We start from the raw sequence: 25,053 nt of genomic DNA, 5'->3' as shown, positions 1-25,053 counted from the left end.
CGGTTCGGACAGGCCAGGCCCGCGTGTCCCTTCCCTGCTCACGAAAGGTGCCCATCATGCGCCGTGAACCCGTCACCGCCGACGGCTCGATGTTCACCTTCTACGACATCGAGTCCCTGTCCAATGCCTTCACCATCTGCGCCTACATGCCCGTGCGCGACGAGCCCAAGGTGCACCTGCTCGAGATCTTCTACCTGATCGATGACCCGAGCCTCGTCGCCCAGATCGACTTCGCAGTGCTCTACGACCGCGTCGTGGCCGCCAACCCAGCAATGGGCCCCACCAGCTTCGTGCCCTGGAACCTGGCCACGCAGCCCGGTGCGTCCCGGCTGGCTCAGCTGGTCGGTGCCTCCACGGCCGATCAGGTCTGCGATCCCACGGATCTGTCCCGGCTGCCGGTCCAGTTCCGTCCCGTCTGCGACACGGACACCGACTACAACCCGATGACCAGCCCGTTCCTGGCCGGCTACAACTCGCAGAACTACGACACGGTGATGCTGGCGCAGTTCCTGGCCGAGTCGTTCCCGGTCGATCCCACTCAGCAGAACGGCCCGGTCTTCCAGCCGGCCTCGGCCGCAGAGCTGCGCCGGCACAATGACCTGCTCTACTCGACCTACATCGACTACATGCCGAAGTCACTGGGCTACGACAGCCCGGCTGCAGTCCTGCGCAAGAACATGCTGGCCAGCGGTCGGCATCTGGATGTGGCTCGTCTCAACGAGGCTCAGGTCAAGGTCGCGCTGAAGCGTCAGCTCGGCATGCTCGGCCGCCAGATCCTGGAGTCCGAGAAGCTCTCGCAAAACACGGTGATCGAGTCGATCGAGCATCTCTACGATCTGCTGGCCTACAACGTCTCGGACTGCGTGGGTCTGTCGCATCTGTTCGACGACCCGACCTACAGCAACGCCTTCGACCTGAAGGCCGGCCTGGTCGCCCGGTACGACGAGACGCGGCGTCTCTCCGACGGCACGGTGCGCAAGGATCGCCTGAGCATCGACAGCTCCTCGGCGAAGCTGGTCGGTCGGATCCTCTCGCCATACGGGCACCTCGATGATGCCCCGGTCGTCAGCTTCAACTACCCGCACCCTGAGGTGGCTGCCCAGCGCGGTGTGCCGGTGACCAACGTCCTGGACGACACCGAGAGGTACTTCCGTCAGAACATCGCGGACCCGGATGATCCGAGGATCACGACGCTGCAGAAGCAGGCCTGGGCTCGATTCAGCCAGGTGCTGGCCTTCTACCGCGAGATCGAGGGCAAGAACTTCAACGACTCGCCCGAGTACCAGCAGAGGCACGGTCCGACGCACACGCCGCATGAGCTCAAGGAGATCACCAAGCGCGCGCTGAACGTGCCGTACTTCCGCGCCGACGGCTCGCCCGACTCCTGCTTCGTGACGTTCTCCACCGGAGGCATCCACGGAGCGGAGATCAACGCCCAGGCCGTGAAGGATCAGCAGGAGCAGTACGCCGAGCAGGCTCAGCAGATCCGGATGGCCCGGGGGCTGTTCGCTGCTGATGCGCAGAAGTTCCTCGAGCTCGCCAAGGACCAGCACAACGTGCTGACCCTGCCCGATGGCCGTCGGGTCGACAAGCGCCTGGTGCTCATCGGCTCGGACCCCGAGAAGGTCCGCTACCGCAAGCCGAAGGCCGGCGTCACGGATGAGGCCAGTCTCCAGCGCGAGCAGCTGGCGGCCGCCCAGGCGCAGCTGCCGGATCCGGCCGATCTGCTGGCGACCCAGCGCGAGGCGACGATGCAGTACGACGTCGTGCTCGCCGATGGGCTGGTGCTCGAGGCCAAGACGGTGCTCACCAGCAACCGCAAGGAGTTCCGCGAGGCCCCCGGCATCGCAGCCCCGACCATGTTCCAGGACAAGGACGATGGCTCCAACGTCCTGGACAAGAGGTTCACGTTCACCTCGGCCGGGCTCGTCGTGCACGAGGACTTCACCAGCTACTACCCGAACCTGCTGCGCAACATGCGCGCGTTCTACAACAAGCAGCTCGGGGAGGATCGCTACGCCAGCATCTACTTCCAGAAGGAGGAGCTCGGCAAGCAGCTGAAGGACCCGAGCCTGACGAAGGAGCAGCGCACCGCGCTGACCAACGCCCGCAACGGGACGAAGCTGATCCTCAACTCGGCCTCCGGTGCCGGCGACGCCTCGCACAAGACCCCGATCCGGATGAACAACACGATCATCGCGATGCGGATCATCGGTCAGCTGTTGACGTGGCGGATCGGTCAGGCCCAGACGCTGGCCGGCGGTCGGATCATCTCGACGAACACCGATGGCCTCTACTCGGTCATCGACCACGACGGCACCTTCGACGTCGCCACCAACAACCGCGTGCTCCAGGAGCAGCAGGCGGCCATCGGCGTCGACATCGAGCCCGAGCTGATGTTCCTGATCAGCAAGGACTCGAACAACCGCATGGAGCTGATGCCTCCGCGCGGGGTGCCCGAGCTCGAGGATGCCGTCCAGCCGCAGCGGCTGCTGCGCGACGACGGCGGGTTCGAGATCCAGGACCTGGAGATCACCGCCGCCGGCGGGGGATCCCTGGCCTGCTTCACCGGTCCGCTGGCCACCAAGTCGCTGTCGCACCCTGCTGTGCTGGACCGAGGTCTGGCGCACTACCTGAAGCGACTCACGACCGGCGGTCAGGATCGCCTGCGAGATGCCTTCGATCCGGAGCTGGGTCGGCAGGTCATCGAGGAGGCGATCGACCACAGCGATCCCGTGCAGACCCTGCGGATGTTCCAGAACGTGCTGGCCGCTTCGCGCGGTTCGATCACGTACCCGTTCGCGGCCACGCACATGGGAGCGCAGATCGCAGCCGAACAGGCGGACGGCGGCACGGCCGGCGATGAGCTGGTCGAGCCCCGAGCACTGCAGATGTACAACCGCGTCTTCGTCGTCCGTGAGGGCACCCCTGGCGCGGTGAACCTGCACATGGCCGCGGCCCCCAAGGTCTCGGCCGCCTCGCAGCAGTCCCGAGCGAAGAACGGTCAGCCCGGAAGCCGGCACGACCCCGTGGCACAGCGGATCCTCGCTCACCACGGCTGGGCCACGACCCGCGCCGACCTCATCGAGAACCCGTCGCTGCAGCTGATCCCCGAGGACCGCGACATCGCGGTCCGCAAGATCAACAGCATCGACCCCCGGTGGCCGATGCGGATCGTCAACGACGACCTGTACTGCCTCTCCGACCAGGCCGCAGCCGAGCTCATCGACTCGCTCGACCTGGAGATCTACACGCAGATGCTCGAGGCCACGTTCACGAAGAACTGGCGCAACAGCTGAGCCGGCCTCGTCCTGGGATGCCCCGTGCGTCCCAGGACGAGGCAGATCTCCCAGGACGAGGCAGATCTGCTGGCACGTCCCGATGTACCCACCCCATCCACAGAACAGAGAGTGAGCTCGATCCCCATGTCCACCACACAGCTGCCGGTGCGCGCCGACGATCCGGATACCTCCTACGCGGCCGCCATCCGCGCGACCATGGGCGCTTCCAAGATCCGCCCGGTCATCCTCGACATCCTGCGCCAGGCCGATGAACCGATGACCCACGACGAGATCATCGCTGCCTACCGCTTCCGCATCGTCACCACGCCGGACACGCCGCGGGCCTCCGATTCCGGGGTCCGCACCCGCCTCAAGGAGCTCGTCGCCGCCGGGCTGGTCTACAAGGCCCCGGGCCTCGGCAAGTCGGCCTACGGCAACGCAGCCGTGCTGTGGATGGCCGTCGACGACGATGTCGTGATCGCTGCGGCTCATCAGGTCGCTGCCGATGCGGACGGCCTGAAGCCCGAGGAGGCCGACGACGCCGAGGAGGACGACTCCTGATGAGCGCATGGGTGCGCCGTAATACCACCGTCGAGTCCGACGTCGAGAAGCACCTGCTCGCTGCATGCCGCCAGGCGGGCTTCCTGTGCCTGAAGTTCACCTCACCCGCCCGTTCCGGCGTGCCGGACCGCGCTCTGATCACCAAGGCGGCGACCGTCTTCGTGGAGCTCAAGCGCCCGGGCCAGACTCCGCGTCGGCAGCAGGAGGAGATGCAGAAGAAGATGCGCCGCGCCGGAGCCGTGGTGGCCAACGCCTCCACGGTGGCGGAGGTCGAAGCCCTCGTCGACGAGCTGGTCAGCTTCAACGAGAACTGCCCCACCTTGCACGAGACCGGGCTGGGCTCATGAGCAGCACGCTCGAGCCGCTCACCGAGTCCTCGGCCGGCTTCACGCAGCTGAGCGGCAAGCAGCTGCGCGGGTTCGACCCGCAGATCCGCGAGCTCGCGCTGCGGGCGATCCGAGCTGGCTGCACGGCCAGGATCACCAGCAACCGGCACCTGCTGCTGATCAACGATGCGCGTCTCACGATGTCGCTGCAGAACAAGGACGAGCCCTACAACCGCGGCACCAAGAACGCGCAGGCGGCGATGAAGCGGTTCCTGCAGCAACACCGGGCTGCGCGCAAGCGGATCCTGGCCAAGAAGAGCGTCACCGAGGCTGAAGAAGAGCAGGCCGATCAGACCGTCCAGATGACCGTCAAGGACGGCTTCCTCGAGGGCGGGCAGGACTTCATGCGCTACTTCGACAGCCTGCCCAGGCCGCTGCCTCCGGATGCTGTGCTGGAGGCCAGCGGCAAGCCCGGTCAGCGCACCTTCACGATGATCGACGACAAGTCGGTGCCCGCGGAGGAAGAGACCGCCGAAGAAGAAGAGACCGCAGTGGTCGCAGAGACCCCTGGGGCCTCTGAGGCCTCTGATGTCCCCGAGGTCGAGCAGATCGTCACGCCCGACAACGACGCCGCTGAGCCTGAGCCGGCTGATGACGACGAGAACGCTGATGAGCCTGTCGAACAGGCTGACGGCTCCTTCGTGTGCCCGATCTGCCAGCGCGTGTACCGCCAGCAGGTCTCGTTGACCATGCACCAGCGGATCCACCGCCGACTGCGCACCAACGCCTACTCGGTGGCCAACATCGCGCGGTTCAACGAGACCTCCACGGCTCGTCTGCTGCAGACGCTGATCCAGGCCGGCGTGCACACCGACGGATCGTTCCCGGACATCACGCCGGAGGATCTCGAGGCCGCCGGGCTGAAGGCTCCGCCGGTGCCGAAGCGGTTCTCGACGCGACCGCCCATGGAGCCAGCGCTCACCGGCCCGCATGACCACTCCACCGATTCCCCGAAGGAGGCTGACCCCGTGGCAGCTGATGATGACGACCAGTCTGTTCCGGCTAACGCGAATCTGCCGCTGCAGCTGCCGACCCCCACGCCGCTGGCTGCTGCTGCAGCGCACTCCGGCTCGGTAGCTCCCGATGATCGCGATCCCGAGAAGGTGCTGCTCGCCGTGCGCGCGGCACTGGGACCCGATCCACGGATCCGCCAACTCGAGGCCGAGATCGGCGAGCTGAAGAAGCAGCTCGAGGAGAAGAGCCTGCGGATCCAGCTCATCCAGGAGGCCCTGGCCGGCTGAGGCTGTGCCAGCACCCGGGCTCGAGAGCATCACTGCTCTTGGGCCCGGGCTCCCGGGTCCCGTCTGCTGCACGCTGCCTGCTTCCCCCATTCGTTCGAGAGGACCCTGATCCGCCATGACCACTCCAACCATCGCCCCGGCACCAGTGCCTGCGCCTGTCGCGGCCGCACCGACGCTGAAGCCCTACCAGCAGCAGGTCCTGGACTTTCTGGCCCGGCCGTATGCGGCTGCCTGGCTGGGCATCGGCTACGGCAAGACGCTGACAAGCCTCGCCGCACTGATGACCTACCAGCCCTCCGGCCACATCCTCGTGGTCGCGCCCAAGAACATCGCGCGCTCGACCTGGATCAACGAGATCCAGAAGTGGGGCCTGCCGATCCGAATGAAGTCCCTGATCACCGACGAGCACGATCGTGAACTGACCCCGGCCGCGCGCAAGGCCGGCTTCAAGGCGGTCTTCGACGACCCGCCCACGATGTACTTCATCAACCAGGAGCTGCTCACCCAGTCGCCGCAGAAGATCACTGCCGTGCTGCCGGTGCGGGTTGATCGCCCGACCAGCACTGCGCACACGTACCTGGAGCACCTGGTCCTCGAGCAGGCTGCGGCCACCGTGCGCACCCGGGCTGAGCTGATCGAAGCCACGCGCCAGCAGCACCTGGCTCAGCAGCCGAAGGCCAAGAAGCCGGCCGTAGCCCGTCTCAACGCAGTGATCCGTTCGATGATCAGCGCCGGCGAGCTCGAGTCGGTGCAGCTGCCGTGCCGGACCTGCGGCGGCGATGGCTGCCCCGATTGCTGCAACGGGCTCGTGGACCAGATGCCGCGGGTCGGCACCGCGAAGCACCCGCAGATCGTGTGGCCCTTTGCCACGCTGATCATCGATGAGTCCCAGGGATTCGCCTCGCATGCCTCGGCGCGCTTCAAGGCCCTGGCCGCGGTCCGTCCGGCCATCCAGCGGGTGATCGAGCTGACCGGCACGCCTGCGCCCAATGGACTGCATGACCTCTGGTCGCAGATCTACCTGCTGGACCAGGGCGCAGCGCTGGGGCACAACATCACCGAGTACCGCCGGCGCTACTTCGAGGAGAAGTCCGTCGGCGAGGCCTCCGGGGCCAAGAAGTACATCCTGCGTCCGGGAGCCGAGAAGGAGATCTACGCCGCTATCTCGCACCTGGTCATCTCGGCGTTCACCACGAAGCTGCAGCTGCCGCCGCTGAACGTCCAGGACGTCCCGGTCGTGCTGCCCGAGGAGCTGATGACTGCGTACAAGACCTTCGAGAAGGAGCTGGTGCTCGACATCGCCAAGGACTACGTGGACGCCAAGGGCACCCTCGAAACCGTCGTGGCCACGATCATCGCCGACAACCGGGCCATCCTGAACTCGAAGCTGCTGCAGTTCGCCTCCGGTGCGCTGCACGCCTCGGATCCAGATGATCCCAGCACCGCCGGGGCCGTGGAGATCATCCACAACGAGAAGCTGCACATGCTCGAGCACATCGTGAAGAACACGTCCGGACCGGTGCTGATCGCCTACTACTTCCGGCCCGATCGCGATCGGATCGTCAAGCATCTGCGCGCGACCGGCATCAAGGGGGTCACCACCTTCGACGGATCCCGGAAGATGCTCGCCGACTGGAACGCCGGTCGGATCCCGGCACTACTGCTGCACCCTGCCTCGGCCGGCCACGGCCTGAACTTCCAGGACGGGGGAGCGACGCTGATCTGGTACACGCTCAGCCACTCGCTGGCCCACTACCAGCAGACCAACGGTCGGCTCTACCGCACGGGCCAGAAGCTGCCGGTGAACATCCTGCGTCTGCTCACCGTCGGCACGATCGACACGAAGATGCCCGGCGTGCTCACCGGCAAGGCGGCGACCCAGGACGATCTGCTGGCCGCGGTCTCCACGCAGGGCCCGGCCCAGGTCCAGGCTCAGGCCGCCGGCGGGCCGATCAGCGCAGCTGCTCCGGGCGTGGATGAGACGCAGATCGACGATGCCGCGCTGCAGGAACAGATCGGCGATGCGATCGGTCAGGCGCTGAGCGAACTGCGCTCTCGCCAGGACTGAGGTCACCAGGTGTGCTTCTCGAAAGGTCTCTGCCAGAGGCCTCAGGCCGTAGCATCGAGAACAGGATCCAGCAGCAGCCCGAGCTGCTAGATCCTCACCGACCTGACCACCGATCGCCGCACCATCGAGAAGACGAGATTCCGCTGTACACCGACAAGCCCTTCGACAAGATCCACCAAGCGCTGGTCTTCGACTACGCACGCGCGCTGGTGAAGGCGCAGTCGTCTCGAAGTGCCCTGTCTGCCAAGCAGTCCCGTCGGGCCGCTCAGGAGCGCCGTGTGGCCTTCGACGCCACGATCGCCGTGATGCTGCACCAGCGGCTGCCCCTTCACGCCCAGCAGCTGGATGCACAGATCAGCACGGCCCAGCAGGCCCTGGGCCCGCGCGAGAGGGCCGATGTCCGTCTGCGCCGCATCGCAACCGCCTGTGCTGAGCACATCCGCGAGCAGCAGAGCCTCATCAGCGCCGATACAGCACCTCAATCGACAGAACCGATCACCGACTTCAGCGACGCCCGCTGAAGCACCCAGAGAGGAACGATTCCATGACCATCGACCACCGCATCGACACCCAGACGGCTCACCCCGAGGACGACCTGTCCGTGTGCCGGCTGTCGAAGGACCCGACCCGCTACCACCTCGTCGAGATGGCCGATCAGCTGCCGAAGTTCGAGGCTGTCCCGCAGATCACCGTCTTCGGACCGCCGAGCTGCCCGAACTGCGTGCGCACGATGAACCAGCTCGCCGCCAAGGACATCGCCGCGCAGAAGGTCGACCTCGAGCCCGAGACCGACGAGTACGAGATCATCACGCAGCAGCTGAACCTGCGCGAAGCCCCGATCGTGATGCTGCACTCCGAGCCGGAGGATCCCACCGCGATCGTCAGCTACTGGTCCAAGCACCGCCCGGATCTGCTGCGCCGGCTCACGCGGCTCTGTGCCGACCTGTGAGCCAGACCTGCTGAGGCGGCTCATCGCACAGGCCAGAAGAGCCTGCCGTCACGCTCTGCGTCAAACATGCAGCAATACAGATCAGCCCGAATCCTCAGCAAGGGTTCGGGCTGATCTGCGTCAACTCCTTCATGAAATGACTCGACCGAAATACGACGCAAGACTCTCTGAGAAGCCAGATACATGCTTTTCGTCAGAAACCAGACGAATCAAGCAGCGACACTTCTCGTCTCGATGCTGGTCCGACCCCGGCGGCGCAGCCGCCGCGGGGGAGTGGACGCAGGTCAGCCCGATTCCGGCTGGCTGCCTGCGTCTCGACGCAGGCCCATCACCCACCTCTGGAGGATCCCCATGGCCACCACTGATCTCTACGACCCCCGTCCCGGCGAGAGCTACGCCCGCTGCGAGGACTGCAGCGTCGTGCTGGCAGATCCCGAGGCAGTTCGCACGCACATGGCCGAGACCATGGCCGCCAGGACGGATGCCGGCTCGGCACTGCGAGCCCAGAGCCACTCGGTGCGCACTCTGAACCCGACTCGGCCTCAGCGCATCGCTCGAGCCGTCGAGCAGATCTTGCAGGACGCCGTCTTCCAGGAGCTGGGGCCCGATGACCTCGACCTGGAGATCGGCAGCTTCGAGCTCAAAGACCACATCATCCAAGGCGGTCTGTGCGATCTCGACGACATGGTCAACCACGACCACGCCACGGTCGAGGAGGTCGACGCAGCCCTGGAGCGCAAGCTCGAGTTCCGTCGGATGTGGCGCGAGCAGCACGATCTGCCCGAGCTCGATCAGCCCAAGCTGCCGATCTTCGGCTGAGCAGCACCCATTCAGCACTGCTTCATAACTTCACAGAGAAAGGCTCGTCATCATGACCAGTTACACGATCCGCGTGCACCCGCAGGACCGCAACCGCGTCCTCGTCACCCGCCGGGAGGACTTCGCTTCCACCTCGCGCATCGTCCATGTCCAGGACGCTGACCCGGAGCACCGCCTCATGGAGCACCGTCTGGCCGCCGGCTGGTACGGACACATGATCGCAGCGGCACCGTCGCTGCCCGCGGCCCTGGCCCAGGCGCTCGAGGACCGTGATCGACCCGTCGCGGCCGCTCTGATCCGGCTCGCCGAGACCGACCAGCGGATCTATGACCGGTTCGTGGGCCCGCTGCTGGACCAGCTCGAGAACGCGGCCACCAGCGCCGGCGCGCAAATCATGACCGCCGAGCCCAGCACCCGCGTCCGAGCCTGAGAGGAACTCCACCATGCCCGTCGACAAGCTCGGCCAGCGTTATGACGTCGGAGATCTCGTGCTCGTGGCCATCAGCGACCGCTATGCGCAGATGGTCTTCATGGAGGTCGACGAGATCGTCACCCACGACAAGGACGGCAATCAGCTGCTCGAGGAGCAGATCTACGACCACAAGACCGGACAGCTTGTCGGCGGCACGCCCACCTTCCATGTGAAGGGCACGCCGGCTCGATCCACGCATCCCTTGGATGACTCGAGGCGACGTTCTCGGCAGACGACCTTCACGAAGGCCTACAACATCATCGCGCTGCCGAATCACACGCTGGCCGACATCCAGCGCAACGCGCACCTGTGAAAGGAGCCACCCCGCCATGTCTGATCATCAGCCGCTGGCTGCTCGCATGCGGCCCCGAAGTCTCGACGAGATCGTCGGACAGGACCACCTGACCTTCGACGGCTCCCTGCTGCATCAACTCGTGGCCGGCAAGCTGTCGACCTCGGTGCTGCTCTACGGCCCGCCGGGCACCGGCAAGACCACGATCGCCTCGGTCATCGCTGCGACGACCTCCTCGCGCTTCGTGGAGCTCTCGGCGACCTCGGCCACCGTCAAGGACGTGCGCCGGGTGCTCGCCGAGGCCTCGGACGCCATGTACGACCGCGACCTGCACACGCTCGTCTTCCTCGACGAGATCCACCGGTTCACGAAGGCCCAGCAGGACATCCTGCTGCCGGCGGTCGAGGCCGGCACGATCTCGCTGATCGGAGCCACCACGGAGAACCCCAGCTTCTCAGTCAACTCCGCGCTGGTCTCCCGCTCCATCCTGCTGGTGCTCAAGGCACTGGATGAGCACTCGATCCGCCAGCTGCTACGCGCAGCGCTTCGGGACCCGCGCGGTCTGGACGACCAGCTCAGCATCGAGGAGCCAGCTCTGGAGAAGATCGCGACCCTGGCCAGCGGTGACACGCGCCAGGCGCTGAACCGCCTGGAGACTGCTGCAATGGCTGCCCAGGCGGCCGGCACGGCGATCACCGTCGAGATCGTGGATATGGTCACCGGCGCTGCGACCCAGCGTTACGACCGTGACGGCGATCAGCACTACGACATCATCTCCGCGTTCATCAAGTCGATGCGCGGGTCCGATCCCGATGCCACGCTCTACTGGCTGGCCCGGATGATCGAAGCGGGGGAGGACCCGCGCTTCATCGCCCGCCGGCTGATCGTCCACGCTTCCGAGGACGTCGGCATGGCAGATCCGACCGTGCTGCCGCTGTGCGTGGCTGCCGCCCAGGCCGTGCAGCTGATCGGACTACCCGAGGCCAGGATCAACCTCGCCCATGCAGCGCTGGCCGTTGCGCTGGCCCCCAAGAGCCCTGCGGTGATCGCCGGCATCAACGCGGCCCAGCAGGCCGTGGCCGGCGGTGCGACCGGAACTGTGCCTGTGCATCTGCGCGATGCGCACTATCCCGGTGCCGCCGCTCTAGGCCACGGTGCCGGCTACCTCTACCCGCACGACTACCCGCGGGCCGTGGTCGCTCAGCAGTATCTGCCCGATGATCTCGACGGCTCGGTGGCCGGACGCTTCTACAGCCCCAGCGCCAACGGACGCGAAGCCGACATCGCCGAGATCCTGCGTCTGCGTCGAGCACTGGCCGAGGCCTCCCGATCGTCCTCGTGAGCAGTCCCTGCGGTCCCATTCACTGACCGACGAGGAACATCTCCATGACCGAACAACCGGAACACCCTGTCTACGACCAGCAGAACGATCAGGACATCCTGAAATCGGCCCCGGGTCGAATCACGACCCAGGGCCCGGCAGTGCAGCGATCAGCAGATCACTCCGTGTACTTCCGATCTGCTTCCTCGAACGACATGTCCTTGGCAAGGACGAAGTACTCGCCCGTCGGGCGCTTGAAAGCCACAACGGTGCCGTCTCCCACCGGAGTCAATCCTCGGAGCTGCCGATCCGGTGCGCAGAACACCACGAGCCAGTCCGAGTGGAGACCGAGGACGAGATCCCAGCCCTTAGGGCCGACATCCATGTTCTTGTCGATGGTCCACCCCTCCGCCAGCTTCGGATACTTCGCATAGAAATCATCGATCGATGCATACGTTTCGATTGCTTCTCCGAATGGTGTGTCCATTGTCACAACGTATCACGAGGCCACCATCAGTGCCTCGATGCAGACCATCCGGCAGCTCACCCAGGAGGCCGATTCCTGCCTCGATCCATCTCGAGGCCACCGGGGCTGAGCCATCTTCTCTGTCCTGATCCATCCCGAACGACTTGCCCCAGAAGGAGCACTCCATGATCGCCATGACCGAAACCGCCGAGATCGACCCGAACGTACCCGACCGCCAGCTGCTGCAGGACATCGCTGACTACGATGCCGCGGACTCGCTGGGATGGCTGCACGAGCTGCACCTGGATCCCCAGGCCCCGATGCTGCACCTGAGCGCCGAGGACCTCATGGATGACGGCGAGGACAGCGCCTGCGACTACCGCATCTCCGCGGATAAGATCCGCGCCTCGTTCACGGCCCTGACCGAGGATTCTCGCGTCAAGCTGTGCTGCGCGGCCGAGATCATCGACGGCGGGCTCGGCTACGGCTGCCTCGATGATGTCGACGCCGTGCTGCAGCACGCCTGCTACGGCCGCATCATCTTCGCCTGAGCACCACTTCCATCACCAGCACCACCAGAGAGGAGTCCTGCTGCCATGTCCGAGCAGAGCCACGACGACCAGTCCGAGCCCACGCCCTACGACAAGCTCTCGGCCGATCTGGGCATCGACGTCGACAGCTTCACCGACCAGCTGCGCCTGCGCAGAGACCTCGCGCGCATCCATGCCGGAGAGACTCCCGAGATGGGTTTCGTGTGCATCGAACGCGAGAACCACCCCAACGCGATCGTCGCCTTCGATTCCCCGGAGGCTGCAGCTGCCGCCCTGAACAACCACCCGCTGATCGAGGATCTCTGCCAGGAGGACTGCCTCGAGTGCTACATCCCGGAGAAGCTCAATCCCTGTGATCTGGCCAACGTCGAGGTCATCCTGGCCTGATCTGATGCGCTGTGCGGCCGCGCGTGCAGTACGGTCGAACTCGCAGACTTGCTGATCTCAGTTGAAGAAGCCTGTTCGACGCTGATGCCCGCACTCGGGCTGCCCCCTGATGAATGCGGGCATCAGCCCTGTATCAGCACCAGCTCTTACGTGAAAGGCCCTGGCATGTTCGCCTCTCAGATCGCGCCCGTGCACGAACGCGGCGCGGCCATCTACTCCAACACCGTGCTGGGGATCTACGACACGCTCGTCGTGCGTGTGTCCAACTCCTGGATCTGGAGATCCCCCTCTGCCAAGACGCTCGAGCTCTACAACGACCAGCTCAGCAAGAACCACCTCGAGATCGGCACCGGCACCGGCTGGCATCTCGCCAATGCCCGTCTGCCCGAGGGCATCCAGCTCAGCCTGCTGGACCTGAATCCGAACGCACTGCAGCTCACGAAGCGGCGCGTGCGTCGGTCGCGTCATCTGCGCGCGAATCAGATCACGACCTCGGTCGGCAACATCCTCGAGAAGTCCACGCTGCCGGATCGGCAGTTCTCCTCCATCGCGGCCAACTACCTGCTGCACTGCTTGCCGGGCGATCCCGGACAGCGATTCGAGGCACTGTCGAACATGGCCTCGATGCTCACCGACGACGGCGTGCTCTTCGGATCCACCATCCTCGGCGATGACGCAGCGCACAATCTCGCCGGCCGCGGGCTGATGACGCTGTACAACCGGCTGAACATCTTCGACAACCGCGATGATGATCCGGCCGTGCTGCACGAGATCCTCGACAGCCTCTTCGATCACATCGACCGGTTCGATGTCGAGGGGACCGTCGTCACCTTTTCTGTCTCGTCTCCCAGACGATGACGCCTCCCGCCATAACGCCAGCCGTGGAACTAGACTGCGAGGAAACCGGTCCCAGCGGCTCTGCCCCCGCTGGACTGCCATCGAAATCAGAGGTCATGGCATCGATGAACCACCCCTCCGCCTCTGCAGTGCATGAAGATCCTCAACAAGCACTGCAGATCGCCCAAGCCGTCATGGGCAATCGCACCAAGTCGATGATCGTGCGCCACCTGTGGACTCACGGCGACTCGACCGGCTCCAGCATTTGCGCAGAGACCGGCATCTCCGGGCCGACCTTCTCCCTGGCGATGCAACAGCTGGAGAAGTGGCAGATCACCTCCGGATCGATCCCCAGCCATCAGCGTCACGGCCGGGCTGTGACCTACTCGCTGGACCAGACCAAGATCCGCGGCCTGGTCCAGCTGTGGTTCGACTTCGTGCAGGGTCAGATCCCAGGGCAGTCCGAAGCACCCGAGGGGTCGTAGTCCAGTCGGATCACGGCGTTGTCGGAGCGCAGACCCGACTGCACGCCCAGCACCGTGATCCGGCTGGTGACCAGCTCGCCGCGCTCGTCATAGCACTGAGCCACCATCTCCCGGGGCATGCTCGTCTTGGCCGCCGCTTGGCGCACGACCTCGGCGACCTCATCGATATTCAGCAGATCCAGCTGCTGCAGTGAGTCCACGGACCCGAAGCTCTGCTTGCGCCAAGCCGCCGAGGTCATCAGCACATTCAGCGTCTGCGGGTCCACGACGACCATCGGATCTCGAGCCAGCTCCATCACCCCGCGCAGCACGTCATCGACACGCGCGGCGTTGGCGTCCTGCTCGAAGGCGATGTCGTGGAAGTCCTCCGAGACCTCGTAGCTGAAGCCCTGCAGCAGGATGTACTCGTCCTGCGGCTGGATCCGAGGGATCACACCCACCAGCCGCAGGTGCCGCCGGCCGCGCTCGGAGCCGGGCTGCCCGTAGCCGGTGACCACGTGGTAGGTCAGACACCGGACCTTCTCGACCACGCCGTTGAGACCGTCCTGGACACCATCGCGGATCGAGACCCCCACCCGCATCTGGTCCGTCGGCTCGATGAGCTGGTTCGCCCACTCGCCGGCCTCCCAGTAGCCCTGGTGGTACTGGGCGATCGACGGGTCCATGTCGTAGAGCGCGAAGAGGTTCTCGTCCCAGTACGTGTAGCGCCTGGCCCCGGGCTGACCGTCGTCCTTGCGGTCGATCACCCACTCCCAGATGCCCACCAGCGGCATCGCCGGCAGGTCGTCCTCGCTGCGAGTCACGATCGCCTGCACGCCCAGCACCGTGCGCGAGTACGGAGAGCACAGCGGCACCAGCTTCACCCGCCAAGAGCCGTCCTCGCGCTCGACGATCTCATCGACGTTCCGGCCGTTGTCGTAGACCGCGGCCACGCGGTTGTCGTCCAGCAGCAGCTCCCGAGGCACGCGCTTGGTCGCCTTCCGAGCCGAGATCGGTCCGCACGGCGTGTCGTCGATCATCACGATCTGCCGGCCGTCCACACCGCAGAGCAGTCCCCAGGCTCCGACATCGAGCTGTCCTGAAACGGTCGTCATCGAGTCTCCTGTTTTCGGTGTTGCGTGACGCATCTCGCGACACGGGTGTATCCAACCATGCGGCATGATCCCGGATCTTCGTCTATCCTCTGTAGAAGCTCGAATGTACTGGGACTTGTACCCCTGCGTTGGCAAACGTCAGGCGGTGTCCGCTGAACCTTCATCCACATGAGGATCGCTGATGCCTGCCTTGACTCTCTTCTCTGATCTCGTCGCTCCGCACACGTCCCGGCTTCTGCATGATCTCGCCCGGGGCCGCTGCTTCCCTCTCTGTGAGCTCGACCCGGCCACACGCCGAGCGGCCCAGACACTTCTCGATGCCGAGCTGGCCATCGTAGAGCACAGCTGCCTCCTCATCGCTGATGGCTTCCAGGCCCGTCTCGGCTCGCGCCTGCAGGCCTGGCTGCCTGGTGTTCTCGAGTCGCAGACCAGCGACCACTGCATGGTCAGCTGAGTCTGGCGGGCCGCTCCGACAGCCCAAGCACCAGCCCCCGCTGCAAGAAGTTCTCCCTGATCTCTCAGGACATCTTCACAAGCACTTGTTCAATCTGCTTTAGTAAGTCCGGCTGAGCAAGAACTACCTCGCACGACCTCCCCCCGCACTTGGCCTCCCTCGATGAAGGAGCACCTCATGACATCCGATATGACCAGCGACGAGCAGTCCCGCGCCCACTTCCCGGGCTTCCATGATGCCGAGCGCGCTCTGCTGGCACTGCGCCGGCGCTCGACCGTCTATCAGCGCCTGCAGGCCACGCATCTCTACAAGGACATGAACGTGGCAGCCGTGCACGTCGATCACCTCAGCCGGGCAGACCGCGACATCCTGCACGCCTACGACTTCCGCGGGAAGCTGCTCGACACACTGACCCTCTTCCTCGACGAGCCCCAGCAGAAGATGCACGTGGCCGACGAGTTCGATCACGACATCACCGGGATGCTCATCCTGCGCGACTCGGACCTGGCTGCTGCGATCGCCGAAGACCACGGCTGGATCGTCGACATGGCCCATGTACGCGACTACGACCTCGAGGAGGACGTGCAGACCACCCAGCGCCAGATGGTGCTGCACCAGCTCGCCGAGTTCGCCGCTCAGAAGATCGATCTGCGAGACCTCGAGCACCCCATCGAGGACTGAGCGGCAGCCACTGCAGCTCTTCACGACACAGGCCCCGACCCAGCAGCGCTGGGTCGGGGCCTGTTCTGCGAGCTGGACCGGCTCAGCCGGTCCCGGGGGAGTGGTGGTGGGTGCTCGGGCTCGAACCCCAACTCGACCTCAGTCCACCGGCAGGATCAGCGGATCCCCGGCGTAGATCACGTCCGGATCCTTGATCGCGTTCAGATCCGCCAGGTACTGCGTGCTCACGCCCTCGTCCATCGCGATCTCGGAGAGCGTGTCGCCCCAGCGGATCTCGTAGGCCACTCCGTAGGAGCCGTCCACCGGCATCGCATGACGAGGACCGGAGTTCGCGCTGCCGGCCGTCGGCGGCACAGCGTCCACGGGAGCCTCGCTCACATGACGACCGCTGCCGGCCGCCGACGAGGAGGAACCGGCCTGCTGGGAGGCCCCAGGCGCTGCCTCGGCGGCAGTCCCGGAGGCTGCAGATCCGGCACCGGTCCCGGCAGACGCGCTCGAACCGGCCTCGTCAGGGCTCTGCGCCGCAGAGCCCTGGCTGGGCTTGGCCTGTCCGGCCCCGTCCGAGGGATCGGACGCGGGGGTGGAGTCGGTGCCGCTGGGATCCTCCGCGGAGGTCCCGTCCTGGGCACCCGTGCTCGAAGCATCGCTGCTCGACTCATCACTCGAGTCGATCGTCGACTGATCACTGACTGCGCTCGGCTCTTCGTCGAGGGTCATCGCCACAGCGCCGACGCCTCCTGCCACGGCCACGGCCCCAGCCATGACGCCCAGAGCCAGCAGCGGCCCTCGTCCGTAGCTCACCGCAGTGCGGTTCCGGTCCTGCTCGCTCATCTGCTCGTCCTTCGTCGTCGCGGGTGAAATCCGTGAGCGGCTTGTCAGGAAACCACTCGAGTAGTGCTCGTATTCTACTCATAACCGAGTCGACTTGGTAGACTGAGAGCACTGCTCGAAAGACCAGTCAGAAGACCTGACTGCTCCAGATCCGCAAGACGCCGGTGCCTCGCATCGCGTCCTGGATCGTCGTCCATCCGAAAACCACCCACAAGGGAGTCAGCCACCATGGCCACCGCCTACCAGTTCATCCCCGAGAACCTCACCCCGGGCCGCCAGATCTACATCCGCGGCAAGATCCGCTACTCGCGCATCACCCGTCTGATCCAGGGCGAGGAGCTCACGCGCTCCGACGCCCGCCGCGTCCAGAACGGCATGAGCGCCGTCGGCAAGCCGCACCTGTCCATCTCGCTCACCGAGCCGGCCGTGCAGTACGAGGATCCGAACCAGCCCACCTACGAGGACAACTTCGTCAACGAGCGGTTCTTCACCTCCAAGAAGAACCCCGAGCTGGGCTCGCAGTATTCGATCGACCCCAAGGGCACCGATCTGCCGATCATTGCGATCAGCGACGACAACGGCGGCTACACCCAGGACACCTCCGGGCGCGAGCTCGCCCAGGGCCTGGATGTGACCATCCTGCTGCGCGTCTACAAGCCGAAGTCGCATCCCAAGTGCGGCCTGGCCCTGGAGATGGTCATCGTCAACGAGCCCGTGCGGTACTACTCCGCCGGCGGCCCGGACCTGTCCTCGCTGGCCGCGCGCGGGATCACCTTCTCGACCCAGCCGCGGAAGATCTCCGCCTCGGAGGCCAACCCCTCCGGCGACGTGCCTGAGATCGACAGCGATGACCAGGGCTACGACCTGCCCCAGCCGCAGGCGGCCCCGGCGGCCGGCTACCCGAACCAGGCTCAGCAGGCTCCGGCGCAGCAGGCCCCCGCGGCAGCGCCGAACACCGCCGTGGGCTACGCGCCCCAGGCGCAGGCTCCGGCCCAGCCGCAGGCTGCCCCGGCCGCTCCGGCGCAGATGACCCGTGAGCAGCTCGAGGAGCAGCTGAAGGCGCTGGAGGCCCAGCAGGCCGGCCAGGCGCAGGCCCCGGCGGGCAACCCGGACTCGGCGATCACCGCCAACCCCTGGCCCAACAGCCAGCGTCCTGCCGCCCCGGGCATCTCGGTGCCCACCCAGGGCTGAGCCCGAGCCGAGCACAGCGTCTGACGCTGTGCTCGGCTCATCCGCCCCCGGTGATGAAGGCCCCGACTCCGAGCTGGTCATCGATCAGCGACGAGTCGGGGCCTTCTGCTTCCGATCCCTCCGACGAAAGACCGTGACGCGATGCCTTCCCCGTCAGTCCCACATGACGCGATTCCCACGACAGCCCAGGAGGCCCGCGCTCGATTCCCCGGCTTCTACGCCAACCGCGGCATCAAGGTCCTGGCCGACGCTCGACGCTGGACCGTCTCCGGGATGATCGGCGACCTCGAGGAGTCCGTGGACTCCGAGCGCTTCGCCAAGGCCCGCAAGGCCCCCATCGACATGCGCCACCTGCTCGAGACCGGTCGCGTGCGCGGAGCCTGGGCGCGCGACCAGCAATGCCTCGTCGATCTGGACGAACTGACCACAGGGCTGCCGCAGGCAGCCAACGCGGCCTACTACCTGCGCATGCAAGTCGACGGCCTGATCATGGTCGACATCGAGCCGGATTGTCCTGAGGACATCGCCTCGGCTCTGCTGCGTCTGCCGCGGGTCCTCTACGCCGAGACCTCGATGTCCGGACGCGGCTACCACCTGCTCATGCACGCGCCCACCAACCTGCACACGGCCCCGACGGCTGCGCGCAAGACCGTGCTGCGCGAGGAGCACGGCTGGTACGAGCTGCTCATGGAGCACTGGGTGACCTTCACCCGCCGGCCCATCCCGACCCAGCGGCTGCTCAGTGCTCATGCTCAGCCGCAGCGCGATGCGGACCCCTCTCGCATCGAGGACGTCTTCGCTGATCTGGCTGCCAAGGCCGCAGCCACCAGTGCTGCCGACCCGACGGCGCTGCAGACCGGTGAGCAGATGCCCGAGATCCCGCTGTCCGAGCAGATCGTCACCGGGATGATCGTCACCGCTCATGACCGGATGCGCGAGCCCAGCGACTTCCATCACGACCTCTCGCGCTGGGAGTTCTCGGTCCTGGGCAAGCTCTACACGGCCATGCGCTCGGAGCTGGCCAAGGCCGAGGGCATCGGCTCCGGCGGTTACAGCGACATCGATCGCACCTGGCTGCTCTGCGAAGCGGCCACTCGCATTCTCCCGGCTCGCGACAAGCACACCGAGACACGTCATGGCAGGCCCTACCTGCTGGATCGTGCCGCGACCATCGTCGCCGATCGACGCGCCCAGGAGAAGGCCGAGCGAGCTCGGCAGTCTGCCTGATTCACCCCGGACCGGCGTCCGGGGTGATCGCGCGCAGCGCGATCGGGTGGTGATGCGACAGCGGACAGCCCTTGGGTGGGCTGCCCGCGCCCTGCCGGATCGGCTCTGCGGAGCAGATCCGCGTCACCGTCCCCTGACCTGATTTCCATTCCAACGCCTTCGTGCATTCCGACAACAGCACCAGCTAGTGAGGACACACCATCATGAAGTTCGACGCCACTCTCAACACCCTGGTCGATCAGCTCCTGGCCACCGGTTCCGTCCCGGCACTGATGGGCGAGCCCGGCATCGGCAAGTCCTCCTTCGTGGAGGCCCTGGCCGAGAAGAACAGCACCACCTGCTTCACCATCGCCGTGAACCAGCTGGCCGAGAAGGCCGACCTGACCGGCGGTCGTCTCGTGCCCACCCCCGACGGCAAGGACTTCGCCCAGGCCTTCTTCCCGCACGAGGAGATCACCGCGGCGATCGACTACGCCGAGGCTCACCCACAGAAGACCCCGATCCTGTTCCTGGACGAGATCAACCGTGCGGCCTCCGACCTGACCTCGGCCGTGCTGACCCTGGTCACCGCGCGCAAGATCGGACGCAAGAAGCTGCCGCACAACCTGCGACTCGTCGTGGCCGGCAACGACAAGGGCAACATCACCTCGATGGATGATGCCTCCGTCTCGCGCTTCGTCCTGCTGCCCGTCGAGCCCGATGCGGCCACGCTGATCCAGATCCTCGAGGCCTCCGGGTCGATGAACCCCTGGGTCAAGCAGATCCTCACCGCCCAGCCGAACCTGGTCTTCTCCAAGGCCGAGCCGACCGGCACGCTGGTCGACGGTTCCAACGACGATGATGACGACGATGCCCAGACCATGCAGATCGGCGATCTCTACGAGGCCGACGAGGCCATGGTTCAGTTCGCGACGCCTCGAACCATCGAGGCCGTCTCGAAGTGGCTCAACGTCTTCCACGCCGATGCCAGCCCGCTGCTGGAGATGCTGACCACCCTGGTCACCGACACCTCCTCGATGCGCCCGGGCTCCAACGACGCGGAGATCTCGCAGCTGCAGCAGACCCTCGAGTGCTTCACCGGACCCACCGGCTTCACCTCCGCGCTGCTGTCGGTGATGACCCGGGACCTGACCGCCGGCAACGTCGGCACCCAGGCCTCCACGCTGACCGTGCCGAAGCCGTCCAGCTACGCCTTCCTCAAGCAGGCGAGCACGGTCACCGACCTCGAGCAGGTCGTCTCGACCCTCAGCGATGCCGACAAGTCCGGCGCGCTGCTCTACGCGCTCTACGAGTCGGCGGACAACTCCCGCCTTCTCGAGAAGCTCACAGAGCAGATGAGCGGTCTCGACAAGGACGGCAACCGCCTGCTGTTCGAGATGCTCAGCCAGGACAAGGCCCACAAGCAGAACATCGAGGCCTTCATGGCGCTGTCGACCACGATGGCGCAGAACTACCAGGGCATGATCGCCAACTTCGTGTGAGCCCTGGTCCCCTTCGAGTCGCCCTCCTGTGCTGGTTCTGTTCCTGAGCCAGCACAGGAGGGCTGCTCGTCCTCTCGCTTCGACCACCATCCGTCTCGCTCGCGTCCAGGAGGACGATCATGACCATCCATGTCTCGGCTCAGAAGCCGGCCGTACTGGACCCGCACTACACCGACGACCTCACCAAGGACTACGATCCCGAGGCCGTGCTCAAGACCATGGTCACCGACCAGATCACGCAGCCGCTGCGTGCGAACGTGCCGGTCTCCATCACGGAGAACAACCAGGCCATGACCGATGACGAGCTCGATGAGCTGGTCGGCATCCTGCTGCAGATCAAGAGCACCACGAGCGACTACCAGCGCCTGCGCAGTCTGCTGCGCCAGAGCCTCGTGCACTACGATCCGGCTCCCACGATCCCGATCCACGAGGTCTTCGTCTCCCAGATCGCCGTGGCGCATAAGATGCCGGCTCCGGCTGCCAACGTGCGCTACACCGCCGGCACCGACATCATCCCGGCCGCCAAGACGGCTCTGGCAGGGCGCGGTGCCGAGCAGCTGACCGCCTCGATCGCCTACACGTACCACCCGCAGACCCTGGGCGTCTGGTTCCCCGATGCCGATGGCTTCAAGGACTTCCAGACCTGGGCTGATCTTCAGGTCCAGGCCATCAACGCCCAGACCCCGCTGGATCCAGCGGTGCTGAAGCTGATGCAGCAGTTCGGTGGCCTGAACCTGAAGGGCCTCACCGAGTCGCTTCGTCTGCGCAAGAACAGCACAGACGCCTTCCAGCCCGGCTCCTTCCCGCGACTGCTGATCGACCTGGTGATGCGGTACTGCCAGAATCCGCCGGCTACTGCCACGGGTTCGACGAACAGCCCCGCGGGGCTGATGCCGTTCTCGACGCTGGAGCTCGTGGTGCCCAGCAGCATCGTCTTCGTCAACGTCGAGGCGCACGCCCGGGCCTCCAGTGCTCGAGTCCACAAGGTGTGGGACGAGATCAACAAGTCGCTGGCCCTGCCGGTGAAGATGGTCTCGAACCAGAAGCTGTCCAAGCTCACCGCTGTGCATCGCATGCTGCAGAAGGCTCAGGCCAGCGGCGGTAATGGCGGCTCGCATGCGGCCCGATCGGCTCGAGTCGTCTTCCGCAAGAAGCCGCCCACGAGCATCGACCTGATCAAGGGTCTGACCAAGATCCTGCGCCGGATGGGTCGCGTGAGCGCTTCGCAGAACATCTACAAGCGCCAGACGCGCAGCTTCGCCCGGGCCTCCCGGCGTGATCCCTCGGGCCTGAACAGCCCGGGCATCTCCACGCGGATCGCCTACCTGCCGGATCTGCACGTCTACCTGGACACCTCCGGATCGATCTCGGAGATCAACTACCAGGACGCGATCATGATGCTCATCCGGCTGGCCAAGAAGATGGACGTGAACCTGTACTTCAACTCGTTCTCGCACGTCCTCTCCCAGCCGGTGCTGCTGAAGACCAAGGGCAAGTCGGTGGCCGCAATCTACCGCGAGTTCACCAAGGTGCCCAAGGTTACCGGCGGCACGGACTTCGAGCAGATCTGGCGCTACATCGAGGCCTCGCCCAAGCGCAAGAAGGAGCTCTCGTTGATGATCACCGACTTCGAGTGGGGACCCCACTCCTCGTTCGCGGGTCATCCGAAGAACCTCTACTACGCCCCGGTCTCGAACACGGACTGGACGTATATCACTCGAGCCGCGAAGAACTACGTGGACTCCATGGCTCACATCGAGCCCAACCTCGCGCGACGACTCGTCGGACTCTACGTCTGACAGACCCAGCCCAGCGGCCGGCAGGGCAGCTGCACACACGCAGTCACCCTGCGGGCCGCTGGGCACCCGCCGCGCCTTCTCGATCTTCCATCCCCGCACCATCAGCGCCTGACGAAGGAGATTCAGTCATGCCTCTCACCGACTTCACCAGCGATTCGGACGCCTCCAACGGCTCCGATGACACCAGCTCCAACAACGGCACCGGCGGCACGGGCTCCGGCAACGGCAGCATCCACACCGGCGGCCCCGGTGGCCCGGGCATCCCGAACAACCCGTCCGCGCCCAGCCTGATGGCACCGCCGGATCTCGAGGACCTGCTCGTGAACTACAACGAGAAGTTCTCCGGGTCCGTGCCGGCGAAGTTCCGCGACGGGCTCATCGATCAGGCGATGTCCGTGCTGATCTCCTACGCGAAGCCGAACGCGCTGCTGGTAGGCCCGGCCGGTGTGGGCAAGACCCGCATCGTCGAGGACATCGCCCGTCGCCTGGCTGATGACGATCCCTCGGTGCCGCGTGCGCTGAAGGGCTTCACCATCTACGAGCTCGAGTTCGCCTCGATCTCTGCCGGTGCCGGCATCGTCGGTCAGGTCGAGCAGCGGATCCAGGCGATCGTCGACTTCATCAAGGACCCGGCCAACAAGGCGATCCTGTTTCTCGACGAGGCGCATCAGCTGTTCGCGTCCAAGCTGTCCCAGCCCTTCAAGCCGGCGATGGCCCGCGGCGACTTCCGCATGATCGCCTCCACGACCGCCAATGAGGCGCGCACCATCAACGATGATCCGGCCATGGCCCGACGGTTCTCCCGTCTGATCGTCGATGAGCTGAGCGTGGAGCAGACCATGGAGGTCCTGCAGGACACCCGGGCCTCCATGAGCACGCACTACGGGCACAAGGTCTCCGTCAGCGACGCGGTTCTCGATGAGCTGCTCACCGTGGCCGAGGACCTCATGCCGGCGCACATGCACCGTCCCGATCGCCAGCTCACCCTGCTGGATCGGTCGATGGCGGATCGGATCGTGCGCCAGCACCGGATGATCCAGGACGCCCAGGCGATCGGAGATCAGTCGCTGGCCTCCATGCTGTCCTCGATGACGACCTACCCGCTGCTGATCAAGCAGGTCCGAGAGGTCGCCGAGAAGATGCGCCGGGGCACGGCCACGGCTCATCGCAGCGACGTGACGCAGCTGAAGACGGCTCTGCAGGATGCCCTGGTCGGGCAGGACGCCGTGATCGATCAGGTCACCGACGCTCTGTCCCGCAAGGCCCTGTCGCTGTTCAAGGACCCGCGACCGACCTCCTGGCTGTTCGCCGGGTCCTCGGGCACCGGCAAGACGGAGACCGTGCGGATCCTCGCTGAGCAGATGACCGGCCGTGAGCCGATCATCCTGAACATGTCCGAGTACACGCACGCCTCGGCCGAGACGAAGATCCTCGGATCCCCTCCCGGCTACATCGGCTCGGACTCCCAGCGCGAGAAGCCCTTCGACACGCTCGAGTCGGATCCGCACCGCGTGATCCTGCTCGACGAGTTCGAGAAGGCCCATCGCGACATCCAGCGGCTGTTCCTCTCGGTGCTCGACACGGGCACCCTCACGGACGCCTCCGGCACGGTGATCGACTTCTCGAAGGCGATCGTCGTGGCGACGACCAACGCCGGGCGCGAGGTCAGCGGAGATCGTCCGCAGATCGGCTTCGCACCCAGTGCGCCCTCGGCGCTGTCCGATGAGTCGCTGACCAAGGCGCTGGCCGAGCACTTCGACAAGGAGCTGCTGGGCCGGTTCCAGCTGCGGATGGCCTTCGAGTCGATCGATCGCGGCCTGTTCCGCGAGATCTGCGCTGCTCACTTCGTGCGGCTGCGCGCTCAGATCGCCGAGCACAACCCCAGTGCCGCGGCCGGGCTGCCGGTCGCCCTCGATGACGCTGCTCTCGATGAGCTGGCCCAGACCAGCTTCGTGGCAGCCCTCGGTGCTCGTCCGGCTCGTGCCGCCGTGCAGCGATGGATCGAGGATCGGCTGCTGCAGGCCCAGGCGGCCGCAGCCAGCTCCTCCGGACAGATCGCGGTGGCCGTCCAGCCCAACGATGACCCCGATCAGAACGGCCACCGCGGCTGAGCTGATCTTCCCGATGCAGTCCCGCTGACGGATCGTGCAGGGACCTGACGGTCCCTGCCGGGGGAGTC

General features: G+C 65.8%; 24 protein-coding genes. 21 read left to right on the top strand and 3 right to left on the bottom strand.

Annotation, left to right across the window (positions count from 1 at the left end; all coding sequences use genetic code 11):
- The first annotated feature begins 56 nt into the window (after nucleotides 1–56).
- The 11 genes from RF645_RS01615 to RF645_RS01565 all read left to right on the top strand — a co-directional run bounded on the left by RF645_RS01615 (nucleotide 57) and on the right by RF645_RS01565 (nucleotide 11,411).
- Nucleotides 57–3,299: a hypothetical protein gene (locus RF645_RS01615; protein ID WP_368818476.1), complete on the top strand. Its 3,243-nt coding sequence runs from the start codon at nucleotides 57–59 to the stop codon at nucleotides 3,297–3,299.
- 126 nt (nucleotides 3,300–3,425) lie between these two features.
- Complete coding sequence (locus RF645_RS01610; protein WP_368818475.1) at nucleotides 3,426–3,842, top strand: hypothetical protein; 417 nt, start codon at nucleotides 3,426–3,428, stop codon at nucleotides 3,840–3,842.
- On the top strand, nucleotides 3,842–4,189 hold the full coding sequence (locus RF645_RS01605) for a hypothetical protein (RefSeq protein WP_278857063.1): 348 nt from the start codon (nucleotides 3,842–3,844) through the stop codon (nucleotides 4,187–4,189). The genes RF645_RS01610 and RF645_RS01605 overlap by 1 nt, the downstream gene beginning before the upstream one ends.
- Nucleotides 4,186–5,469, top strand: coding sequence for a C2H2-type zinc finger protein (locus tag RF645_RS01600; protein WP_368818474.1), 1,284 nt, complete (start codon nucleotides 4,186–4,188; stop codon nucleotides 5,467–5,469). The genes RF645_RS01605 and RF645_RS01600 overlap by 4 nt, the downstream gene beginning before the upstream one ends.
- 115 nt (nucleotides 5,470–5,584) lie before the next feature.
- On the top strand, nucleotides 5,585–7,537 hold the full coding sequence (locus RF645_RS01595) for a DEAD/DEAH box helicase (protein ID WP_350871179.1): 1,953 nt from the start codon (nucleotides 5,585–5,587) through the stop codon (nucleotides 7,535–7,537).
- 278 nt (nucleotides 7,538–7,815) lie between these two features.
- Nucleotides 7,816–8,058: a hypothetical protein gene (locus RF645_RS01590; protein ID WP_368818473.1), complete on the top strand. Its 243-nt coding sequence runs from the start codon at nucleotides 7,816–7,818 to the stop codon at nucleotides 8,056–8,058.
- 23 nt (nucleotides 8,059–8,081) lie between these two features.
- Complete coding sequence (locus tag RF645_RS01585; protein ID WP_058871093.1) at nucleotides 8,082–8,486, top strand: hypothetical protein; 405 nt, start codon at nucleotides 8,082–8,084, stop codon at nucleotides 8,484–8,486.
- 351 nt (nucleotides 8,487–8,837) lie between these two features.
- Nucleotides 8,838–9,305, top strand: coding sequence for a hypothetical protein (locus RF645_RS01580; protein WP_350871173.1), 468 nt, complete (start codon nucleotides 8,838–8,840; stop codon nucleotides 9,303–9,305).
- A gap of 52 nt (nucleotides 9,306–9,357) precedes the next feature.
- Nucleotides 9,358–9,735 carry a hypothetical protein gene (locus tag RF645_RS01575; protein WP_082676890.1) on the top strand — a complete coding sequence of 126 codons (378 nt, stop codon included), beginning with the start codon at nucleotides 9,358–9,360 and terminating at the stop codon, nucleotides 9,733–9,735.
- Nucleotides 9,736–9,748: 13 nt separating this feature from the next.
- Nucleotides 9,749–10,090: a hypothetical protein gene (locus RF645_RS01570; protein ID WP_368818472.1), complete on the top strand. Its 342-nt coding sequence runs from the start codon at nucleotides 9,749–9,751 to the stop codon at nucleotides 10,088–10,090.
- Between the two features lie 16 nt (nucleotides 10,091–10,106).
- A complete protein-coding gene (locus tag RF645_RS01565; RefSeq protein ID WP_368818471.1) occupies nucleotides 10,107–11,411 on the top strand; it encodes a replication-associated recombination protein A in 1,305 nt (434 codons plus the stop codon).
- 157 nt (nucleotides 11,412–11,568) lie between these two features.
- On the opposite strand, the gene RF645_RS01560 is transcribed toward RF645_RS01565, so the two are convergent.
- Nucleotides 11,569–11,877 (bottom strand): hypothetical protein, encoded by a 309-nt coding sequence (locus RF645_RS01560; protein ID WP_350871166.1) that lies wholly within the window; start codon nucleotides 11,875–11,877, stop codon nucleotides 11,569–11,571.
- Nucleotides 11,878–12,041: 164 nt separating this feature from the next.
- Between RF645_RS01560 and RF645_RS01555 the strand changes: the two genes are divergently transcribed.
- From RF645_RS01555 to RF645_RS01540, 4 genes are all read left to right on the top strand, one after another.
- Complete coding sequence (locus RF645_RS01555) at nucleotides 12,042–12,407, top strand: hypothetical protein (protein ID WP_368818470.1); 366 nt, start codon at nucleotides 12,042–12,044, stop codon at nucleotides 12,405–12,407.
- A 45-nt stretch (nucleotides 12,408–12,452) separates the two neighbouring features.
- On the top strand, nucleotides 12,453–12,794 hold the full coding sequence (locus tag RF645_RS01550; protein ID WP_058871085.1) for a hypothetical protein: 342 nt from the start codon (nucleotides 12,453–12,455) through the stop codon (nucleotides 12,792–12,794).
- A 48-nt stretch (nucleotides 12,795–12,842) separates the two neighbouring features.
- Nucleotides 12,843–13,652 (top strand): class I SAM-dependent methyltransferase, encoded by an 810-nt coding sequence (locus RF645_RS01545; protein WP_368818469.1) that lies wholly within the window; start codon nucleotides 12,843–12,845, stop codon nucleotides 13,650–13,652.
- Nucleotides 13,653–13,747: 95 nt separating this feature from the next.
- Complete coding sequence (locus tag RF645_RS01540) at nucleotides 13,748–14,116, top strand: helix-turn-helix transcriptional regulator (RefSeq protein WP_153005649.1); 369 nt, start codon at nucleotides 13,748–13,750, stop codon at nucleotides 14,114–14,116.
- Here the strand turns inward: RF645_RS01540 and RF645_RS01535 are convergent.
- Nucleotides 14,077–15,210: a hypothetical protein gene (locus RF645_RS01535; protein WP_058871082.1), complete on the bottom strand. Its 1,134-nt coding sequence runs from the start codon at nucleotides 15,208–15,210 to the stop codon at nucleotides 14,077–14,079. The two genes, RF645_RS01540 and RF645_RS01535, sit on opposite strands and share 40 nt — an antisense overlap.
- Nucleotides 15,211–15,841: 631 nt before the next feature.
- Here RF645_RS01535 and RF645_RS01530 point away from each other — a divergent pair.
- The gene (locus RF645_RS01530; protein ID WP_368818468.1) at nucleotides 15,842–16,345 is read left to right on the top strand and encodes a hypothetical protein; all 504 of its coding nucleotides are present in this window, start codon (nucleotides 15,842–15,844) and stop codon (nucleotides 16,343–16,345) included.
- Nucleotides 16,346–16,483: 138 nt separating this feature from the next.
- Here RF645_RS01530 and RF645_RS01525 read toward each other — a convergent pair whose 3' ends face one another.
- Complete coding sequence (locus RF645_RS01525; RefSeq protein WP_368818467.1) at nucleotides 16,484–17,176, bottom strand: LysM peptidoglycan-binding domain-containing protein; 693 nt, start codon at nucleotides 17,174–17,176, stop codon at nucleotides 16,484–16,486.
- A gap of 228 nt (nucleotides 17,177–17,404) precedes the next feature.
- Between RF645_RS01525 and RF645_RS01520 the strand changes: the two genes are divergently transcribed.
- The 5 genes from RF645_RS01520 (at nucleotide 17,405) to RF645_RS01500 (ending at nucleotide 24,985) form a co-directional block, all read left to right on the top strand.
- Nucleotides 17,405–18,367: a hypothetical protein gene (locus tag RF645_RS01520; protein ID WP_368818466.1), complete on the top strand. Its 963-nt coding sequence runs from the start codon at nucleotides 17,405–17,407 to the stop codon at nucleotides 18,365–18,367.
- 141 nt (nucleotides 18,368–18,508) lie between these two features.
- Nucleotides 18,509–19,594: a hypothetical protein gene (locus RF645_RS01515; protein WP_368818465.1), complete on the top strand. Its 1,086-nt coding sequence runs from the start codon at nucleotides 18,509–18,511 to the stop codon at nucleotides 19,592–19,594.
- A gap of 203 nt (nucleotides 19,595–19,797) precedes the next feature.
- Complete coding sequence (locus RF645_RS01510; protein ID WP_368818464.1) at nucleotides 19,798–21,075, top strand: AAA family ATPase; 1,278 nt, start codon at nucleotides 19,798–19,800, stop codon at nucleotides 21,073–21,075.
- A 119-nt stretch (nucleotides 21,076–21,194) separates the two neighbouring features.
- Nucleotides 21,195–22,874, top strand: a complete 1,680-nt coding sequence (locus tag RF645_RS01505) for a hypothetical protein (RefSeq protein ID WP_368818463.1) — start codon at nucleotides 21,195–21,197, stop codon at nucleotides 22,872–22,874.
- Between the two features lie 128 nt (nucleotides 22,875–23,002).
- Nucleotides 23,003–24,985, top strand: a complete 1,983-nt coding sequence (locus RF645_RS01500; RefSeq protein ID WP_368818462.1) for an AAA family ATPase — start codon at nucleotides 23,003–23,005, stop codon at nucleotides 24,983–24,985.
- The last annotated feature ends 68 nt before the right edge of the window (nucleotides 24,986–25,053 follow it).

Source organism: Kocuria sp. CPCC 205260, from assembly GCF_040981045.1.
Classification (GTDB): Bacteria; Actinomycetota; Actinomycetes; order Actinomycetales; family Micrococcaceae; genus Kocuria; species Kocuria palustris.
Note: the sequence above shows the minus strand (reverse complement) of the source record. Positions and strands in the feature narration are given on the sequence as shown.

Bases quoted from the DNA above. Each gene is read 5' to 3' on its own strand.
- RF645_RS01510 (WP_368818464.1), top strand. From the start codon at position 19,798: ATGAAGTTCGACGCCACTCTCAACACCCTGGTCGATCAGCTCCTGGCC.
- RF645_RS01575 (WP_082676890.1), top strand. From the start codon at position 9,358: ATGACCAGTTACACGATCCGCGTGCACCCGCAGGACCGCAACCGCGTC.
- RF645_RS01535 (WP_058871082.1), bottom strand. From the start codon at position 15,210: ATGACGACCGTTTCAGGACAGCTCGATGTCGGAGCCTGGGGACTGCTC.
- RF645_RS01500 (WP_368818462.1), top strand. From the start codon at position 23,003: ATGCCTCTCACCGACTTCACCAGCGATTCGGACGCCTCCAACGGCTCC.
- RF645_RS01580 (WP_350871173.1), top strand. From the start codon at position 8,838: ATGGCCACCACTGATCTCTACGACCCCCGTCCCGGCGAGAGCTACGCC.
- RF645_RS01570 (WP_368818472.1), top strand. From the start codon at position 9,749: ATGCCCGTCGACAAGCTCGGCCAGCGTTATGACGTCGGAGATCTCGTG.
- RF645_RS01560 (WP_350871166.1), bottom strand. From the start codon at position 11,877: ATGGACACACCATTCGGAGAAGCAATCGAAACGTATGCATCGATCGAT.
- RF645_RS01565 (WP_368818471.1), top strand. From the start codon at position 10,107: ATGTCTGATCATCAGCCGCTGGCTGCTCGCATGCGGCCCCGAAGTCTC.
- RF645_RS01600 (WP_368818474.1), top strand. From the start codon at position 4,186: ATGAGCAGCACGCTCGAGCCGCTCACCGAGTCCTCGGCCGGCTTCACG.
- RF645_RS01615 (WP_368818476.1), top strand. From the start codon at position 57: ATGCGCCGTGAACCCGTCACCGCCGACGGCTCGATGTTCACCTTCTAC.
- RF645_RS01520 (WP_368818466.1), top strand. From the start codon at position 17,405: ATGGCCACCGCCTACCAGTTCATCCCCGAGAACCTCACCCCGGGCCGC.
- RF645_RS01540 (WP_153005649.1), top strand. From the start codon at position 13,748: ATGGCATCGATGAACCACCCCTCCGCCTCTGCAGTGCATGAAGATCCT.
- RF645_RS01555 (WP_368818470.1), top strand. From the start codon at position 12,042: ATGATCGCCATGACCGAAACCGCCGAGATCGACCCGAACGTACCCGAC.
- RF645_RS01605 (WP_278857063.1), top strand. From the start codon at position 3,842: ATGAGCGCATGGGTGCGCCGTAATACCACCGTCGAGTCCGACGTCGAG.
- RF645_RS01610 (WP_368818475.1), top strand. From the start codon at position 3,426: ATGTCCACCACACAGCTGCCGGTGCGCGCCGACGATCCGGATACCTCC.
- RF645_RS01525 (WP_368818467.1), bottom strand. From the start codon at position 17,176: ATGAGCGAGCAGGACCGGAACCGCACTGCGGTGAGCTACGGACGAGGG.
- RF645_RS01550 (WP_058871085.1), top strand. From the start codon at position 12,453: ATGTCCGAGCAGAGCCACGACGACCAGTCCGAGCCCACGCCCTACGAC.
- RF645_RS01515 (WP_368818465.1), top strand. From the start codon at position 18,509: ATGCCTTCCCCGTCAGTCCCACATGACGCGATTCCCACGACAGCCCAG.
- RF645_RS01530 (WP_368818468.1), top strand. From the start codon at position 15,842: ATGACATCCGATATGACCAGCGACGAGCAGTCCCGCGCCCACTTCCCG.
- RF645_RS01585 (WP_058871093.1), top strand. From the start codon at position 8,082: ATGACCATCGACCACCGCATCGACACCCAGACGGCTCACCCCGAGGAC.
- RF645_RS01505 (WP_368818463.1), top strand. From the start codon at position 21,195: ATGACCATCCATGTCTCGGCTCAGAAGCCGGCCGTACTGGACCCGCAC.
- RF645_RS01595 (WP_350871179.1), top strand. From the start codon at position 5,585: ATGACCACTCCAACCATCGCCCCGGCACCAGTGCCTGCGCCTGTCGCG.